The organism is Streptomyces thermovulgaris, from assembly GCF_002155915.1.
Taxonomy (GTDB): domain Bacteria; phylum Actinomycetota; class Actinomycetes; order Streptomycetales; family Streptomycetaceae; genus Streptomyces; species Streptomyces thermovulgaris.
Window position 1 is genome coordinate 1 of record NZ_MUME01000071.1, and the last position, 14331, is coordinate 14331.

Here is a 14331-nt window from a genome sequence, read left to right on the forward strand (position 1 = left end):
CGCTCCCGTGGCCCGCGCCGACGCCTCCACCGCCTCGTACACCGCCCGGGACCCCCAGCAGGTTCCCGTTCCGGCCCGGGAGGGCCTTGCCCACCACCCCCGTCACGCCGTGCGCCGTCCTCGCCGCCCCGGCCCGCCCGCCCGGGTGGCGGTCCCGCTGCTGCTGCTCGCACTGGCCTGCTACGCCGTGGGCTTCTGGGCGCTGACCCGCCTGTGAGTCCGCGAGGTCCGCCGGGCGGCCATCGTCCACGCCCCGAGGACGGCCAGCAGCGCGGTTCCCGTACCGATTCCGCCGGCGGCGAGCACCCGCATCGCCGCCGTGCCGCCCGCGCTCCCGGCCGGTGTCGCCGCTGCCCGGTCCTGGGCGGTGACCTCGAAAAGCCGCTCGGGCTCGGACCGGCCCGCATAGTCCGGTCCGGGCCGTGCCGTGCCGTCCACCCGCACCCGCAGGGTCAGGTCGTAGGGCCCCTCGCCGAACCGTTCGGCGGTCTGGGCGGCGAGGTGCACCACCAGATAGTGGAAGCCGGCGAACCGCAGGCCCTTCACCTGGTCGGCGAAGCCGTGGCGGTTGGCATGGGCGACGGGCGGCAGGGGCGCGAGGCCGGCCGAGGCCGGACGGCCGCCGTAGCCGGCGTACGCCTCCTCGACGTGCCCGCGCACCGGGTTGTACAGCGTCAGGGTCAGCGCGCCGCTCACATAGCCGCTGCCCGTGCTCGCACCGCCCAGCTCGGCGGTGGCGTTCGGCTGCTGTCCCCAGTCGACCGGCACCTTGTAGAAGAGGGTCTGGCCGGGCCGTATCCGGGTCCGCCAGACGCCCGGTCCGATCGCGCTCGCCGCGGCGAACCCGGCGCCGCCCGCGCGTTCCACCGCCCGGCCGGTGGCCGCCTCGGGGGAGGCGGAGTTCCAGGTGTCGGGCGCCCTCGTCGGCCCGGTGCGCTCCAGGGGCGGCTCCAGGAACACGGCGAGTTCGAGGGGCCAGGTGTCGGTCGAGGAGCCGTCGGCGCCGATGCGTTCGACCAGCACGTAGTACGTGCCGGCCTCCTGGCACAGCGTGTGGCCGGGGGAGACCTCGCGTGCTCCCCAGGCGGCGACGGGATGCGGGCTGCGGCTCGCGCCGAAACGGGCGGTCTGGAAGGAGCAGGAGGTGCCGTGGGCGTCCTGCACCGAGATCCTGAGCCCGTCGGTGGCGGCGACCGTGGTGCCGGCCCCGGGCACCGCGGTGGCGGAGACGTACACGGTGGAGGCGGCGTCGAGGTCGAGACGGTAGTGGAGCCTGCCGTCCCACGGCAGAGAGCTTCTGTAGGTACGGCCCGGCTCGAGGCGTCCGGCGTCCGCGGTGCTCGTCGCCCCGGTGACGGACGGGGCGCCGTCGGCGAAGGCGTACGGTCCCGGTGATCCGTCGGCCGAGGCATCCGGTGCGAGGACGGCCGCCGTCAGGGACAGCGCCGCGGTGGCGACGGCCAGGCGCACGGCGGGCCGCCGCGGTGACCGGGGTGCGCACCGGCCGTACCGGGAGCTCCCCGCCCTCGTCCGCCGTGCCGCTCCGCCCCGTTCCATGCCACGCGCCCCCTCGCGTCCCGTCGCTTCGGACGTCGCCCATCCTGCCCAGCGTCCCGTTGGGCCGTCCGCGTATTCCGCGGGGACGTCCGAAACATCCGCCCCCGAAGGCGCGCTCTACCTCAAAAGACACATCCGCGCAACAGGAGATCCGGGCCGCGGGCCCTCACACAAAACCCCGACCGCCCGGGCGGTCGGGGCCTGCTCAGTACCGGATGTCGGTGCTCACGAACCCGCGGGCACGGAGTCAGTCGCCTCCGTCCACAGGTCCTGCTCGGCGCGATCCGCCTGGATCTGGCGGTACACGAGGAGCCCACCGATGGCGGCCAGTGCAACCAGAAGAAGCTTCTTCACCGCGCGACCTCGTCTTTCCTTGACGTAGGGGACCTCTGGCGCCCGACTATACACACCGGTCGATATCGATCGGTGACCTGCGTCGGGCCTCAACTACCGCGTGCACGAGCGCAATAGACGCGGACGAAACCGTCCGGACCGGAGGGTGTCCGGCCCCGTACGGACGGTCATTTCACCTTTCTTCTTCCTCTGCGGAGTTTTTCGTCGTTCATGCGTCCATCCGAGTGGTGTTCATCCGAAGATCGCGACACCACGGGCGTCGGTCCACCACTTCGCGCCCCTCATACACATCATGAGCAAAGTACGCAAATCGCCCGACCCGAAAGTGAGGGGACATGGACCAGAACAAGGTCATGAAGCTGTGGACCACCATCGTCGCCGCCTTCCTCGCTCTGTTCACGGCACTCGGACTCATCACCACGACCGCTTCCGCCGCCGCCGCGACCACGAAGCAGCCCGAGAAGACGTCCAAGAGCACCGCACCGGTGCCGGCCCAGCTGAGGTCCCCCTGGTCCAGGCTGCAAGCCAGGTCCCTGCCCCCCACGATGAAGCAGCGCATCCGCGCCGAGGCCCACGGCAAGACGCCCACCTGCCGCCACCGCCTGGCCCCCGAGGCTCCTTCCCTGGACACCGACGCCCAGTGCGCCTCCCACACCCCACCGTCCCGGCCCGCCATCCCTCTGCAACGGTGACAGGACCGCACCGGCCCCGCCGGTGCCTCCCACCCGCACCCATGACACAACGGCGATCTTGCGTACTCCCCCACCAGCCACCACACCAGCCGCGCTCCCGAGGATCCCCGGTCGGTCCGGCCCGACCGGGGATCCTCACGTTTTCCGCCCCGGGGCCTCCTTCTCCGGAAGCGGTGGCCCGGGTCCTCCGCCGGCAGGGGCGGCCTGCGTCCCTCTGCGCGGCGCCCCTTTGCGACCGAGCCCGTGACATGCGGGGACGAAAGGCCCCTTGCCGTCTGCTTGCTGCCTGCTCGCCGTCTGCGCCGACGCCGCCGATGCGCCCCGGACGGCCCGAGGACCGTCCGGAAACGGCCCGAGGACGGCCCGAGGACGGCCCGGGAACGGCTCAGGAAGGGTCCGGGGAGGCCCCGGGGTCAGTCCGAGGACCGCGGGGCTCCAGCAGGTGCCTGTCGGCGAAACCGCTCATGAAGCCGACCGCGAACTCCCGTGTCCTCGGCCGGACGGCCCCTTCGGGATCCTCCGCGTACCAGAGGAACGTCTCCGGATCGTCCTCCGCCACGTTCGACCACCCGGCCAGTCGGTGCAGCCTCCCCTCGCTCATCCGGATCGCGTTCCGGTGCACCCGGTCGGCCTGCTCGGCCCCGTAGGTCTCCAGGGCGCGCAGGGCGAGTTCCAGCTCCCCGGGAGCGAACGCCGCCCGGCACAGGGCGAGGACCTCGGCGGAGAGCGACATGCTCCGAGGATGGACGCCGGGCCCCTTGAACGGCAGGGGCCGGGACGGCGGACGCCACGGGGAATGCCAAAGACCCTCCAACCTTGGCCGGTTGGAGGGTCTTCGCCCTGGTGGGGCTAACTGGATTTGAACCAGTGACCTCATCCTTATCAGGGATGCGCTCTAACCAACTGAGCTATAGCCCCGTCGCGCTCTGCGGGGGCCTCCCGCGCGCTGACTCCTGAAGATTAGCGCACGAGGGGGGAAGTCCCAAAATCGGTTGCCGCCGACCCCTCGGCGCACGCCCGCAGAGCGTGCCGGCCTGGCCTCACTCGTCCTCGGCCAGCGTCAGTTCGAAGCCCCCGACGAAGCCCGCGGAGAGGTTGTAGATGAACGCCCCGAGGGTCGCCAGGGCCGTGGCGAGGACCACGTCGATGGCGGCGATGACCGTCGAGAACATCAGGACGTTCGAGAGGGACAGGAAGGACTGCAGGTCGAAGCCGTTCGACTCGTTGGTGCCGGTGGCCTCGGAGATCGTCCCGCCGACCGTGGAGAACACTCCCATCGCGTCCATGACCGTCCACAGCACGGCGGAGGCCACGATGGTGCAGATGCCCAGGGCGATGGAGAGCAGGAAGCTGACCTTCATCACCGACCACGGGTCGACCTTGGCCACCCGCAGCCGGGCCTTGCGGGTGCGCGGCAGGGTGCGCGCGTCCGTGCGCGGCCGGCGCACCGCGCCCTCGGGCGCCGTGGCCGACGGATAGGCCTGCGGCGGGTGGTAGGGCCCCGCGGGCTGCTGCGGCTGCCGCTCGCCCGGCAGCGGGGAACCGTCCGCCTGCGGGGAGGCTCCCGCGTCCGGCTGCCGGCCGGCCGCGTTCTGGGGCTGCTGGGGCTGTGCGCCTCGGGTGTCCGTCACCGTTGCCCCCTGAGGTCCGTGCGCCTCGGCCGTGGACGGTCTGATCGCCTGCAGGTTGGTCGTGCGCGTGTCCACCGTACGCGCGGCGGAGCCACGGCCGCCGCCGTCCGTTTCCGTACCAGTGGAGGTACCGGCCGATCCGGCGCCCGTGGCTCCGCTCACGATGACTCTCTCTCCTCGTCCTACTCGGCCGAGGGCGTCTCGCCCTCGCCCGTGCCGTTGGCCGCGGCACCCTCGGCGGCGGAGTCCCCGTCTCCGTCGACTTCCTTCGCCTCACGCCCCGCCTCGGCGTTGCGTGCGATGCCGACGACCGCGTCGCGCTTGTTCAAGTTGATCAGTTGGACGCCCATGGTGTCACGGCCCGTCTCCCTGACCTCGCTGACTCGCGTGCGAATCACACCGCCAGAGAGGGTGATGGCGAGGATCTCGTCGTTCTCCTCGACCACCAGCGCGCCCACGAGCGAACCGCGGTCCTCCACGATCTTGGCGGCCTTGATGCCGAGGCCGCCGCGGCCCTGGACGCGGTACTCGTCGACCCGGGTCCGCTTGGCGTACCCGCCGTCGGTGGCAGTGAACACGAACGTACCGGGTCGGACAACATTCATCGAGAGCAACTCGTCGCCCTCGCGGAAACTCATGCCCTTGACGCCCGAGGTGGCGCGGCCCATGGGACGCAAAGTGGCGTCCGAGGCGGTGAACCTGATCGACTGCGCCTTCTTGCTGATCAGCAGCAGATCGTCCTCGGGCGAGACGAGCTCGGCCCCGATCAGTTCGTCGTCGGTTCCGTCCTCCCGCGCACGCAGGTTGATCGCGATGACACCGCCGGAGCGCGGCGAGTCGTAGTCCTTCAGCGGCGTCTTCTTGACCAGTCCGCCCTTGGTGGCGAGCACCAGGTACGGCGCCGCCTCGTAGTCGCGGATCGCGAGGATCTGGGCGATGGTCTCGTCCGGCTGGAAGGCGAGCAGGTTCGCCACGTGCTGCCCGCGCGAGTCCCGGCCCGCGTCCGGCAGCTCGTACGCCTTCGCCCGGTACACCCGGCCCTTGTTGGTGAAGAACAGCAGCCAGTGGTGCGTGGTGGTGACGAAGAAGTGGTCGACGATGTCGTCTTCCTTCAGCTTCGTCCCGCGCACGCCCTTGCCGCCGCGCTTCTGGGCGCGGTAGTCGTCGGTCCGGGTGCGCTTGATGTAGCCGCCCCGGGTGACCGTGACGACGATGTCCTCCTCGGCGATCAGGTCCTCGATGGACATGTCGCCCTCGTACGGCACCAGCTGGGTCTTGCGGTCGTCGCCGTACTTCTCGACGAGCGCGGCCAGCTCCTCGCTGACGATCCCGCGCTGGCGGGCCGGGGAGGCCAGGATCTCGTTGTACTCGTCGATCTTCGCCTGCAGCTCGTCGTGCTCCTGGACGATCTTCTGGCGCTCCAGGGCGGCCAGACGCCGCAGCTGCATCTCCAGGATGGCGTTGGCCTGGACGTCGTCGATGTCCAGCAGGCTCGTCAGGCCCTCGCGCGCGACCTCGACGGTGGCACTGCTCCTGATCAGCGCGATGACCTCGTCGATGGCGTCCAGGGCCTTCAGCAGGCCGCGCAGGATGTGCGCCCGCTCCTCGGCCTTGCGCAGACGGAAGCGCGTACGGCGGACGATGACCTCGATCTGGTGGTTCACCCAGTGGCGGATGAACGCGTCCAGCGACAGCGTGCGCGGCACGCCGTCGACCAGGGCCAGCATGTTGGCGCCGAAGTTCGTCTGCAGCTCGGTGTGCTTGTACAGGTTGTTCAGGACGACCTTGGCGACCGCGTCCCGCTTCAGCACGATGACCAGACGCTGGCCCGTGCGCGAGCTGGTCTCGTCGCGGACGTCCGCGATGCCGCCGATCTTGCCGTCCTTCACCAGGTCGGCGATCTTCTGCGCGAGGTTGTCCGGGTTGACCTGGTACGGCAGCTCCGTGACCACCAGGCACTGGCGGTTCTGGATCTCCTCGACCTCGACCACCGCGCGCATGGTGATCGAGCCGCGGCCGGTGCGGTACGCCTCCTCGATGCCCTTGCGGCCCACCACCAGCGCACCGGTCGGGAAGTCCGGCCCCTTGATGCGCTCGATGAGCGCGTCGAGGAGCTCCTCGTGGGAGGCGTCCGGGTGCTCCAGGTACCACTGGGCACCGGCGGCGACCTCGCGCAGGTTGTGCGGCGGGATGTTGGTGGCCATGCCCACCGCGATGCCGGCCGAGCCGTTGATCAGCAGGTTCGGGAAGCGGGACGGCAGGACGGTCGGCTCCTGGGAGCGGCCGTCGTAGTTGTCCGTGAAGTCGACGGTCTCCTCGTCGATGTCACGGACCATCTCCATCGACAGCGGCGCCATCTTGCACTCGGTGTAGCGCATGGCCGCCGCCGGGTCGTTGCCCGGCGAACCGAAGTTGCCGTTGGAGTCCACCAGCGGCATCCGCATCGCCCACGGCTGCGCCAGGCGCACCAGCGCGTCGTAGATCGAGGAGTCGCCGTGCGGGTGGTAGTTGCCCATGACGTCGCCGACGACACGGGCGCACTTGTAGAAACCGCGGTCGGGGCGGTACCCGCCGTCGTACATGGCGTACAGCACACGGCGGTGGACGGGCTTGAGACCGTCACGCACGTCCGGCAGCGCACGCGAGACGATGACGGACATCGCGTAGTCGAGGTAGGAGCGCTGCATCTCCGTCTCGAGCCCGACGGGCTCGATGCGCAGCGTGGTCTCGCCCTCGGAGCCTTCAGGCGTGACGGGGGTGTTCTCGTCGGCCATTGCTGGTGGGATTCCTTCCTGGTGCGGTCAGCTGAGACCGACTCAGATGTCGAGGAAGCGGACGTCCTTGGCGTTGCGCTGGATGAACTGCCGGCGGGCCTCGACGTCCTCGCCCATCAGGACCGAGAACAGGTCGTCGGCCTGGGCGGCGTCGTCGAGGGTGACCTGACCGAGGACGCGGTGGTTGACGTCCATGGTGGTCACGCGCAGCTCCTCGGCGTTCATCTCGCCGAGGCCCTTGAAGCGCTGGATCGAGTCCTCCTTGATGCGCTTGCCGCGCTGCCGGCCCAGCTCGATCAGCGCATCGCGCTCGCGGTCGGAGTACGCGTACTCGACGTCGTCCCGGCTCCACTTGATCTTGTACAGCGGGGGACGGGACAGGAACACGTGCCCGGCCTCGACCAACGGCCGCATGAAGCGGAACAGGAAGGTCAGCAGCAGCGTGTTGATGTGCTGGCCGTCGACGTCGGCGTCCGCCATCAGGATGATCTTGTGATAGCGGAGCTTGCTGATGTCGAAGTCCTCGTGCACACCCGTGCCGAACGCGGAGATCAGCGCCTGGATCTCCTGGTTCTGCAGGATCTTGTCCAGGCGCGCCTTCTCCACGTTGAGGATCTTGCCGCGGATCGGGAGGATCGCCTGGTACTCCGGGTCGCGCCCGGACTTGGCCGAGCCGCCCGCGGAGTCGCCCTCGACGATGAAGATCTCGCACTTGGACGGGTCGTTGGACTGGCAGTCGGCCAGCTTGCCCGGCAGGGACGCGGACTCCAGCAGCCCCTTGCGGCGGGTCAGGTCGCGCGCCTTGCGGGCCGCCACCCGCGCGGTGGCCGCCTGGATGCCCTTGCGGACGATGTCCGCGGCCTCGTTGGGGTTGCGGTCCAGCCAGTCGCTCAGGTGCTCGTAGACCGCCTTCTGGACGAAGGTCTTCGCCTCCGTGTTGCCCAGCTTGGTCTTGGTCTGGCCCTCGAACTGCGGCTCGCTCAGCTTGACCGAGATGATCGCGGTCAGGCCCTCGCGGATGTCGTCACCCGTGAGGTTGTCGTCCTTCTCCCGCAGCAGCTTCTTGTCGCGCGCGTACTTGTTGATCAGCGAGGTGAGCGCCGCGCGGAAGCCCTCCTCGTGCGTACCGCCCTCGTGGGTGTGGATGATGTTGGCGAACGAGTACACGCCCTCGCTGTAGCCGCTGTTCCACTGCATCGCGACCTCGAGGGACAGGCTCTTGTCCTTGTCCTCCGCCTCCAGCGAGATGATGGAGGGGTGCACCGCCTCTCCCTTGCGGGAGTTGAGGTACTTCACGAAGTCGACGATGCCGCCGTCGTAGCGGTAGGTGACGGTCTTGACCTGCCCCCCCTCGTCGGCGCCGGCCTCGTCCGCGCCGGAGGTGGCCTTCGCCGACTCCCGCTCGTCGGTCAGCGTGATCGTCAGGCCCTTGTTGAGGAAGGCCATCTCCTGGAAACGCCGCGACAGCGTCTCGAAGGAGTACTCGGTGGTCTCGAAGACGTCCGGGTCGGCCCAGAACGTGACCGTCGTACCGGTCTCGTCCGTCTCCTCGTGCCGGGCCAGCGGCGCCGTCGGGACGCCCATCTTGTATTCCTGCGTCCAGCGGTAGCCGTCCCGCTTGATCTCGACGGCCACCTTGGTGGACAGGGCGTTCACGACGGAGACGCCGACGCCGTGCAGACCGCCGGAGACCGCGTACCCGCCGCCGCCGAACTTGCCGCCGGCGTGCAGGACGGTCAGCACGACCTCCACGGCCGGCCTGTTCTCCGAGGGGACGATGTCCACCGGGATGCCGCGGCCGTTGTCGACGACCCGCACGCCGCCGTCGGCCAGGATCGTCACCTCGATGGTGTCCGCAAATCCGGCCAGCGCCTCGTCGACGGAGTTGTCGACCACCTCGTACACGAGGTGATGCAGGCCACGTTCGCCGGTCGAACCGATGTACATCCCAGGTCGCTTGCGGACCGCGTCCAGACCCTCGAGTACGGTGATCGCACTGGCGTCGTAGGAGGCGGCGGCCTCGCCGTTCACGGAGACGGCACCGTTCACGCCGGCACTGGTGGACGGGATGTTCTCGTTGGGGTTGCCGGAATCGGCCACGAAGCGCCCTTTCTGGCACAGCACGAGCCAGGCTCGTCGGCGGGTTGCCGGAGCGGCTGCGGCATGGTGCGTTGATCAGCGTTGCTCAGCGTTGCTCAGCTTTTCCCGGACGGTCCCCACGTTCGGGGCGGGATTGTCCTCCAGTCTACCGGTACCGCTGACAGTGATGGGTGTTTGCCGGTACCTGGGTACGCATGTGGCGCCCTGAACCGGTCTTGGCCGGGTACCGATATGTACAAGGGGGCTCCAAGGGGCTCACAGCGGCACTCAGCGCTTCCGGGCGTCAACCCTTCGCTACACCCGCACCGGGCCGGGATTCGCAAGCGCGTGCGACGGTGCGCAGGGGATCCCCCGCGCACCGTCGAGGCCTCTTTGTATAGAGGAGGCCGTGCGAGGCCCCCGTGTGAGAGATGTCACCCATAGGTGTCGCCGGGGCCCCGGCTGCCCGGCGCCCGCAGCGGGCCGTACCCGCGGCCGCCGCCACCGGGTCCGAGCACCTTGATCGCCCGCACCGTGCCGTGTCCGAGGTCCTCGTTCAGCCGGGCCACCAGCGTCGGGGCCAGCAGACGCAGGTTCGTCGCCCACGCGGTCGCGTCGCAGCGCACCGTCAGCACCCGCTCGGTCTCGTCGTACCTCTCCGGCACGCAGTGCTTGGCCACGTCGGGGCCCACGATCTGCGGCCAGCGCCCCATCACACCGCCCACCGCGGCCGGCGTCTCCCAGCCGCGCTCCACGAGCAGCCGGTTGATCGCCGCACCGAGCGTCATCGGCTCACGGCCGTCGACGCGCACGCCGGAACGCGGACCGCCGCGCCGCGTCTGCCGGCTTCCCTGCCGCGCCGCGTCCCCCCGCGCGCGTGCCGCCTCCTTCGCCGCACGCAGTGCCACACGCGCGAGATCCACACCGGACGGCTCGGCCGTCCGGCGGGCGCCGTCGTCCGGACCGGATTCCTGCTCGGTGCTCATGCGCGCTCCACCGTCCCGCCCGACACGACGTACCGCGCCCCCGTCAGCAGATGCGGCACGTCGTCGTCCACCGCGGCCGTCACCAGGACCTGCTCGGCGGGCGCGACCAGCTCGGCCAGCCGCTCCCGGCGCCGTGCGTCCAGCTCCGCGAAGACGTCGTCGAGGATCAGCACCGGCTCGTTCCCCTCCGCCCGCAGCAGGTCGTACGACGCCAGCCGCAGGGCCAGCGCATACGACCAGGACTCCCCGTGGGAGGCGTATCCCCGGGCGGGCAGCTGTCCCAGCTTGAACACCACGTCGTCCCGGTGCGGCCCCACCAGCGTCACGCCCCGCTCGATCTCCTGCCGGCGGACGTCGGCGAGCGCCGCCATCAGCTGCGTGAAGAGCTCCTCCCGCGTGTGCGCCTCACCGGGCGCGGACGACCGGTACTCCAGCACCAGCGGGCCGCCGCCCGGAGCCAGCTGCTCGTACGCCTTGTCGGCCAGCGGCTGCAGCGCGGCCACCAGGTCCAGACGCTGGGCCAGCAGCTCCGCGCCCGCGCGCGCGAGGTGCTGGTCCCACACGTCCAGGGTGGACAGATCCATCGAGCGGCCGCCGTGCCGGCGCGCCAGCGCGGCCGTCTTCAGCAGCGTGTTGCGCTGTTTGAGCACCCGCTCGTAGTCCGAGCGCACCCCCGCCATCCTCGGGAAGCGCGCGGTGATCAGCTCGTCCAGGAAACGGCGCCGCTCCCCCGGATCGCCCTTGACCAGGGCCAGGTCCTCGGGCGCGAACAGCACGGTCCGGACGATCCCCAGCACGTCCCGCGGCCTGACCTGGGAGGACCGGTTGATGCGGGCCCGGTTGGCCCGGCCGGGGTTCAGCTCCAGCTCGACCAGCTGCTGCCGCTCGCCCTGCCTGACCTGCGCCCGGATCACCGCCCGTTCGGCGCCCATGCGGACCAGGGGCGCGTCGGAGGCGACGCGGTGACTGCCGAGCGTGGCGAGATAGCCGATCGCCTCGACGAGATTCGTCTTGCCCTGTCCGTTCGGGCCGACGAACGCCGTGACCCCCGGGTCGAGCCGTACCTCGGCCCGGGCGTACGAGCGGAAGTCGGCCAGCGACAGATGCGTGACATGCATGGTCGTACGCCGACCTCCCCCGGCGTCGTGGACCGCTCGACGGCCCTGCGGACTGGTTCTTCTCTCGTGTCTCTTCTGTGTCTTTTGTCCTGGGTGCCTCGCCGCTGCGGCGCTACTTCTTCGCCACGGCGTGTCCGCCGAACTGGTTGCGCAGCGCGGCGACCATCTTCATCTGCGGCGAGTCCTCCTGGCGGGAGGAGAAGCGCGCGAACAGGGCGGCCGTGATCGCCGGCATCGGCACGGCATTGTCGATGGCGGCTTCCACGGTCCACCGGCCCTCGCCGGAGTCCTCCGCGTAACCGCGCAGCTTCTCCAGGTGCTCGTCCTCGTCGAGGGCGTTCACGGCGAGGTCCAGCAGCCAGGAGCGGATGACGGTGCCGTCCTGCCAGGAGCGGAAGACCTCACGGACGTTGTCCACGAAGTCGACCTTCTCCAGCAGCTCCCAGCCCTCGGCGTAGGCCTGCATCATCGCGTACTCGATGCCGTTGTGGACCATCTTCGCGAAGTGGCCCGCGCCCACCCTGCCCGCGTGGACCGCGCCGAAGTCGCCCTCCGGCTTGAGCGCGTCGAAGATCGGCTGCACCTTGGCGATGTGCTCCGCGTCGCCGCCGTACATCAGCGCGTAGCCGTTCTCCAGGCCCCACACGCCGCCCGAGACGCCGCAGTCGACGAAGCCGATGCCCTTCTCGGCCAGCTTCCCGGCGTGCTTCTCGTCGTCCGTCCACCGGGAGTTGCCGCCGTCCACGACGACGTCGCCGGGCTCCAGCAGCTCGGCGAGCGCGTCGATCGTGGTCCGGGTGGGCTCGCCCGCCGGGACCATCACCCAGACCACGCGCGGAGCCCGGAGCTTGCCCACAAGCTCCTCCAGGCTGTGGACATCCGCGAGATCCGGGTTGCGGTCGTATCCGACGACGGTGTGGCCCGCGCGGCGTATCCGCTCGCGCATGTTGCCGCCCATCCTGCCGAGGCCGACGAGACCGAGCTCCATCAGTTGTGTTCCTTAGGTTGTACGGGTTGTACGAGGTGGCGTGCCGGCGCTTTCGCACCTGCGTCCGAGCCTAAACCCGGACGCTTGCGCACATCTGTGGGCATACACGCTCATGCGTATGCCCGCCTCCGAGGCCCGCCACCTGCGGAAACCCGCTCGACCGCCGGCCCGGCCGATCAGCCGCTGAGCCGCACGGGCATGATCAGGTACTTGTAGGTCTCGTCCACCTCGGCGTCCACCGCCGGCTTGCCGTTGAGCAGTGCGGGCTTGGTGGGCGTGGTGAAGGACAGCTGCGCCACCGGGGAGTCGATGGCGCTCAGGCCGTCCAGCAGGAACGTCGGGTTGAAGGCGATGGAGATGTCGTCGCCCTCCAGCTGCGCGTCCACCCTTTCCACAGCCTGTGCGTCGTCGCTGGAGCCGGCCTCCAGGGTCAGCACGCCCTGCTCGAAGCTCAGCCGCACCGGGGTGTTGCGCTCGGCGACCAGGGAGACACGCTTGACCGCCTCCACGAAGGGAGCGGTCTCGATGACGGCGACCGAGTTGAACTCCGTCGGGAACAGCGTGCGGTACTTCGGGAGGTCGCCCTCCAGCAGACGCGTGGTCGTGCGCCGCCCGGCCCCCTCGAAACCGATCAGGCCCTCCCCCGCGCCGGAGCCGGACAGCGCCAGGGTCACGTTGTCGCCGCTGGTCAGCGACTTGGCGGTGTCCAGCAGGGTCTTGGCGGGCACCAGGGCGACCGCGGAGGCGTCCGGGCTCTCCGGCTTCCACAGGAACTCGCGCACCGCGAAGCGGTAGCGGTCGGTGGAGGCCAGGGTGACCGTGTCGCCCTCGATCTCGATGCGGACACCGGTCAGGACGGGCAGCGTGTCGTCGCGGCCCGCCGCGATGGCGACCTGCTGCACGGCGGAGGCGAAGACCTCGCCGGGGACCGTGCCCGTCGCGTTCGGCATCTGCGGGAGCGCCGGGTACTCCTCCACGGGCAGGGTGTGGAGGGTGAAGCGGGAGGAGCCGCAGACCACCGTGGCCCGCACACCGTCCGTGGAGATCTCCACCGGCCGGTTGGGCAGGGCACGGGAGATGTCGGCGAGCAGCCGGCCGGAGACCAGGACCGTGCCCTCCTCCTCGACCTCGGCCTCCACCGACACCCGTGCGGAGACCTCGTAGTCGAAGCTGGACAGGCTCAGCTGCCCGTCCTCCGCCTTCAGCAGCAGGCCGGCGAGCACAGGCGCCGGCGGACGGGCCGGGAGGCTGCGTGCCGCCCAGGCCACTGCCTCCGCGAGTACGTCGCGTTCCACCCGGATCTTCACGGTAAGCCGCCTCCTGCTGTTGCTTCTGAGTCGCTGCTGAGTCCTCCGACTCGGTGTCGCCGCCCGCTAAGAGGGGAAGGACACCGGAACCAGTCTGACGCACGGCAGTGACAGCAGATGCCTCTCGGGGTCAAATCGCCCCGGGAGGCGGTCGGGCCCGGGAGGGCGGGTTGTGCACAGGCCCCGCTTCGAAACGAATTCCGCGCTCTCTCTCGTCGTGGGTAGTAGTAGGGCCTGTGGATACCGTGGATAACCACGTTTGCCCAGCTCAGTGCGGAGGTTTTGTCCACGGTCCCTGTGGGCGGCCGCGGTGGACAACCCGGGGGGGCTGTGGAGGACGGGAAGTTCTGCACACCCCGCCCACAGCCCGGGGCCGGTTCTCCCCAGCTGCGTCCCCAGATTTCCGGCTCTTTCCCACATCCCGGTCCGGCAGCTTGATGTGATGGCTTTCACTCGACGCGGCGACCGGTTGCTCCGAGTTGCCGAACAGTGGACAGGGCTGTGGAGAAGCAGTGGATGGCTGGGGACAACGGCGCCCGGCCTGTGGGTTGCCGGTGGACAACTCGGTGAAGGGCCTGTGGATCCCCGCTTCGTCCACAGTCTATGGAGAGCGGTCGTCCACCAATCCACAGGCTGGTGAGCTGGGCTGATGAAGGGTCAGCCCCTCGGCCTGTGGACGCTGTTTGGACAACGTGGCGGTCCCCAGGTTGTGGACGGAAGAAAGTCCCCGGATCTGTGGAGGAGAGCCGTAACCCCGGGGCGGATTCGAACAGCGGGGACGGTCCCCGGAGAGCGCCGGGTGCGGGGGAAGGGCGGGCGCCGGCAGGCGGCGGCCGGGGCCGACT

Annotated in this window: 11 protein-coding genes, 1 tRNA gene and 1 pseudogene; 2 read left to right on the top strand and 11 right to left on the bottom strand. The window is 70.1% G+C overall.

Features of this window, described 5'->3' with window-relative positions; genetic code table 11:
- Positions 1-217 (top strand): annotated as a pseudogene (locus CCN35_RS28285) (serine/threonine protein kinase); the annotation flags it as partial.
- Here the strand turns inward: CCN35_RS28285 and CCN35_RS07695 are convergent.
- Positions 181-1470 (bottom strand): hypothetical protein, encoded by a 1290-nt coding sequence (locus tag CCN35_RS07695; RefSeq protein WP_086791945.1) that lies wholly within the window; start codon positions 1468-1470, stop codon positions 181-183. The pseudogene CCN35_RS28285 and the gene CCN35_RS07695 overlap by 37 nt on opposite strands.
- A 312-nt stretch (positions 1471-1782) precedes the next feature.
- Complete coding sequence (locus tag CCN35_RS28870; protein WP_010467770.1) at positions 1783-1911, bottom strand: DLW-39 family protein; 129 nt, start codon at positions 1909-1911, stop codon at positions 1783-1785.
- A gap of 335 nt (positions 1912-2246) precedes the next feature.
- On the opposite strand from CCN35_RS28870, the gene CCN35_RS07705 reads away from it, so the two are divergent.
- A complete protein-coding gene (locus CCN35_RS07705) occupies positions 2247-2603 on the top strand; it encodes a DUF6344 domain-containing protein (RefSeq protein ID WP_067398356.1) in 357 nt (118 codons plus the stop codon).
- Between the two features lie 385 nt (positions 2604-2988).
- Here CCN35_RS07705 and CCN35_RS07710 read toward each other — a convergent pair whose 3' ends face one another.
- From CCN35_RS07710 to dnaN, 9 genes are all read right to left on the bottom strand, one after another.
- Positions 2989-3336 (bottom strand): hypothetical protein, encoded by a 348-nt coding sequence (locus CCN35_RS07710; protein ID WP_086791947.1) that lies wholly within the window; start codon positions 3334-3336, stop codon positions 2989-2991.
- Between the two features lie 108 nt (positions 3337-3444).
- A tRNA-Ile gene (locus tag CCN35_RS07715) sits at positions 3445-3521 on the bottom strand.
- Between the two features lie 122 nt (positions 3522-3643).
- Positions 3644-4396: a DUF3566 domain-containing protein gene (locus CCN35_RS07720; protein ID WP_067398360.1), complete on the bottom strand. Its 753-nt coding sequence runs from the start codon at positions 4394-4396 to the stop codon at positions 3644-3646.
- A gap of 20 nt (positions 4397-4416) precedes the next feature.
- The gene (gyrA, locus tag CCN35_RS07725) at positions 4417-7008 is read right to left on the bottom strand and encodes a DNA gyrase subunit A (RefSeq protein WP_086791949.1); all 2592 of its coding nucleotides are present in this window, start codon (positions 7006-7008) and stop codon (positions 4417-4419) included.
- Positions 7009-7050: 42 nt separating this feature from the next.
- The gene (gene gyrB, locus CCN35_RS07730; RefSeq protein WP_201450909.1) at positions 7051-9108 is read right to left on the bottom strand and encodes a DNA topoisomerase (ATP-hydrolyzing) subunit B; all 2058 of its coding nucleotides are present in this window, start codon (positions 9106-9108) and stop codon (positions 7051-7053) included.
- Positions 9109-9521: 413 nt separating this feature from the next.
- A complete protein-coding gene (locus CCN35_RS07735; RefSeq protein WP_067398368.1) occupies positions 9522-10073 on the bottom strand; it encodes a DciA family protein in 552 nt (183 codons plus the stop codon).
- On the bottom strand, positions 10070-11191 hold the full coding sequence (gene recF / locus CCN35_RS07740; protein WP_086791951.1) for a DNA replication/repair protein RecF: 1122 nt from the start codon (positions 11189-11191) through the stop codon (positions 10070-10072). The genes CCN35_RS07735 and recF overlap by 4 nt, the downstream gene beginning before the upstream one ends.
- 112 nt (positions 11192-11303) lie before the next feature.
- On the bottom strand, positions 11304-12179 hold the full coding sequence (gene gnd / locus CCN35_RS07745; protein ID WP_086791953.1) for a phosphogluconate dehydrogenase (NAD(+)-dependent, decarboxylating): 876 nt from the start codon (positions 12177-12179) through the stop codon (positions 11304-11306).
- A gap of 176 nt (positions 12180-12355) precedes the next feature.
- Positions 12356-13486: a DNA polymerase III subunit beta gene (gene dnaN / locus CCN35_RS07750; protein ID WP_067397779.1), complete on the bottom strand. Its 1131-nt coding sequence runs from the start codon at positions 13484-13486 to the stop codon at positions 12356-12358.
- Positions 13487-14331 lie beyond the last annotated feature (845 nt).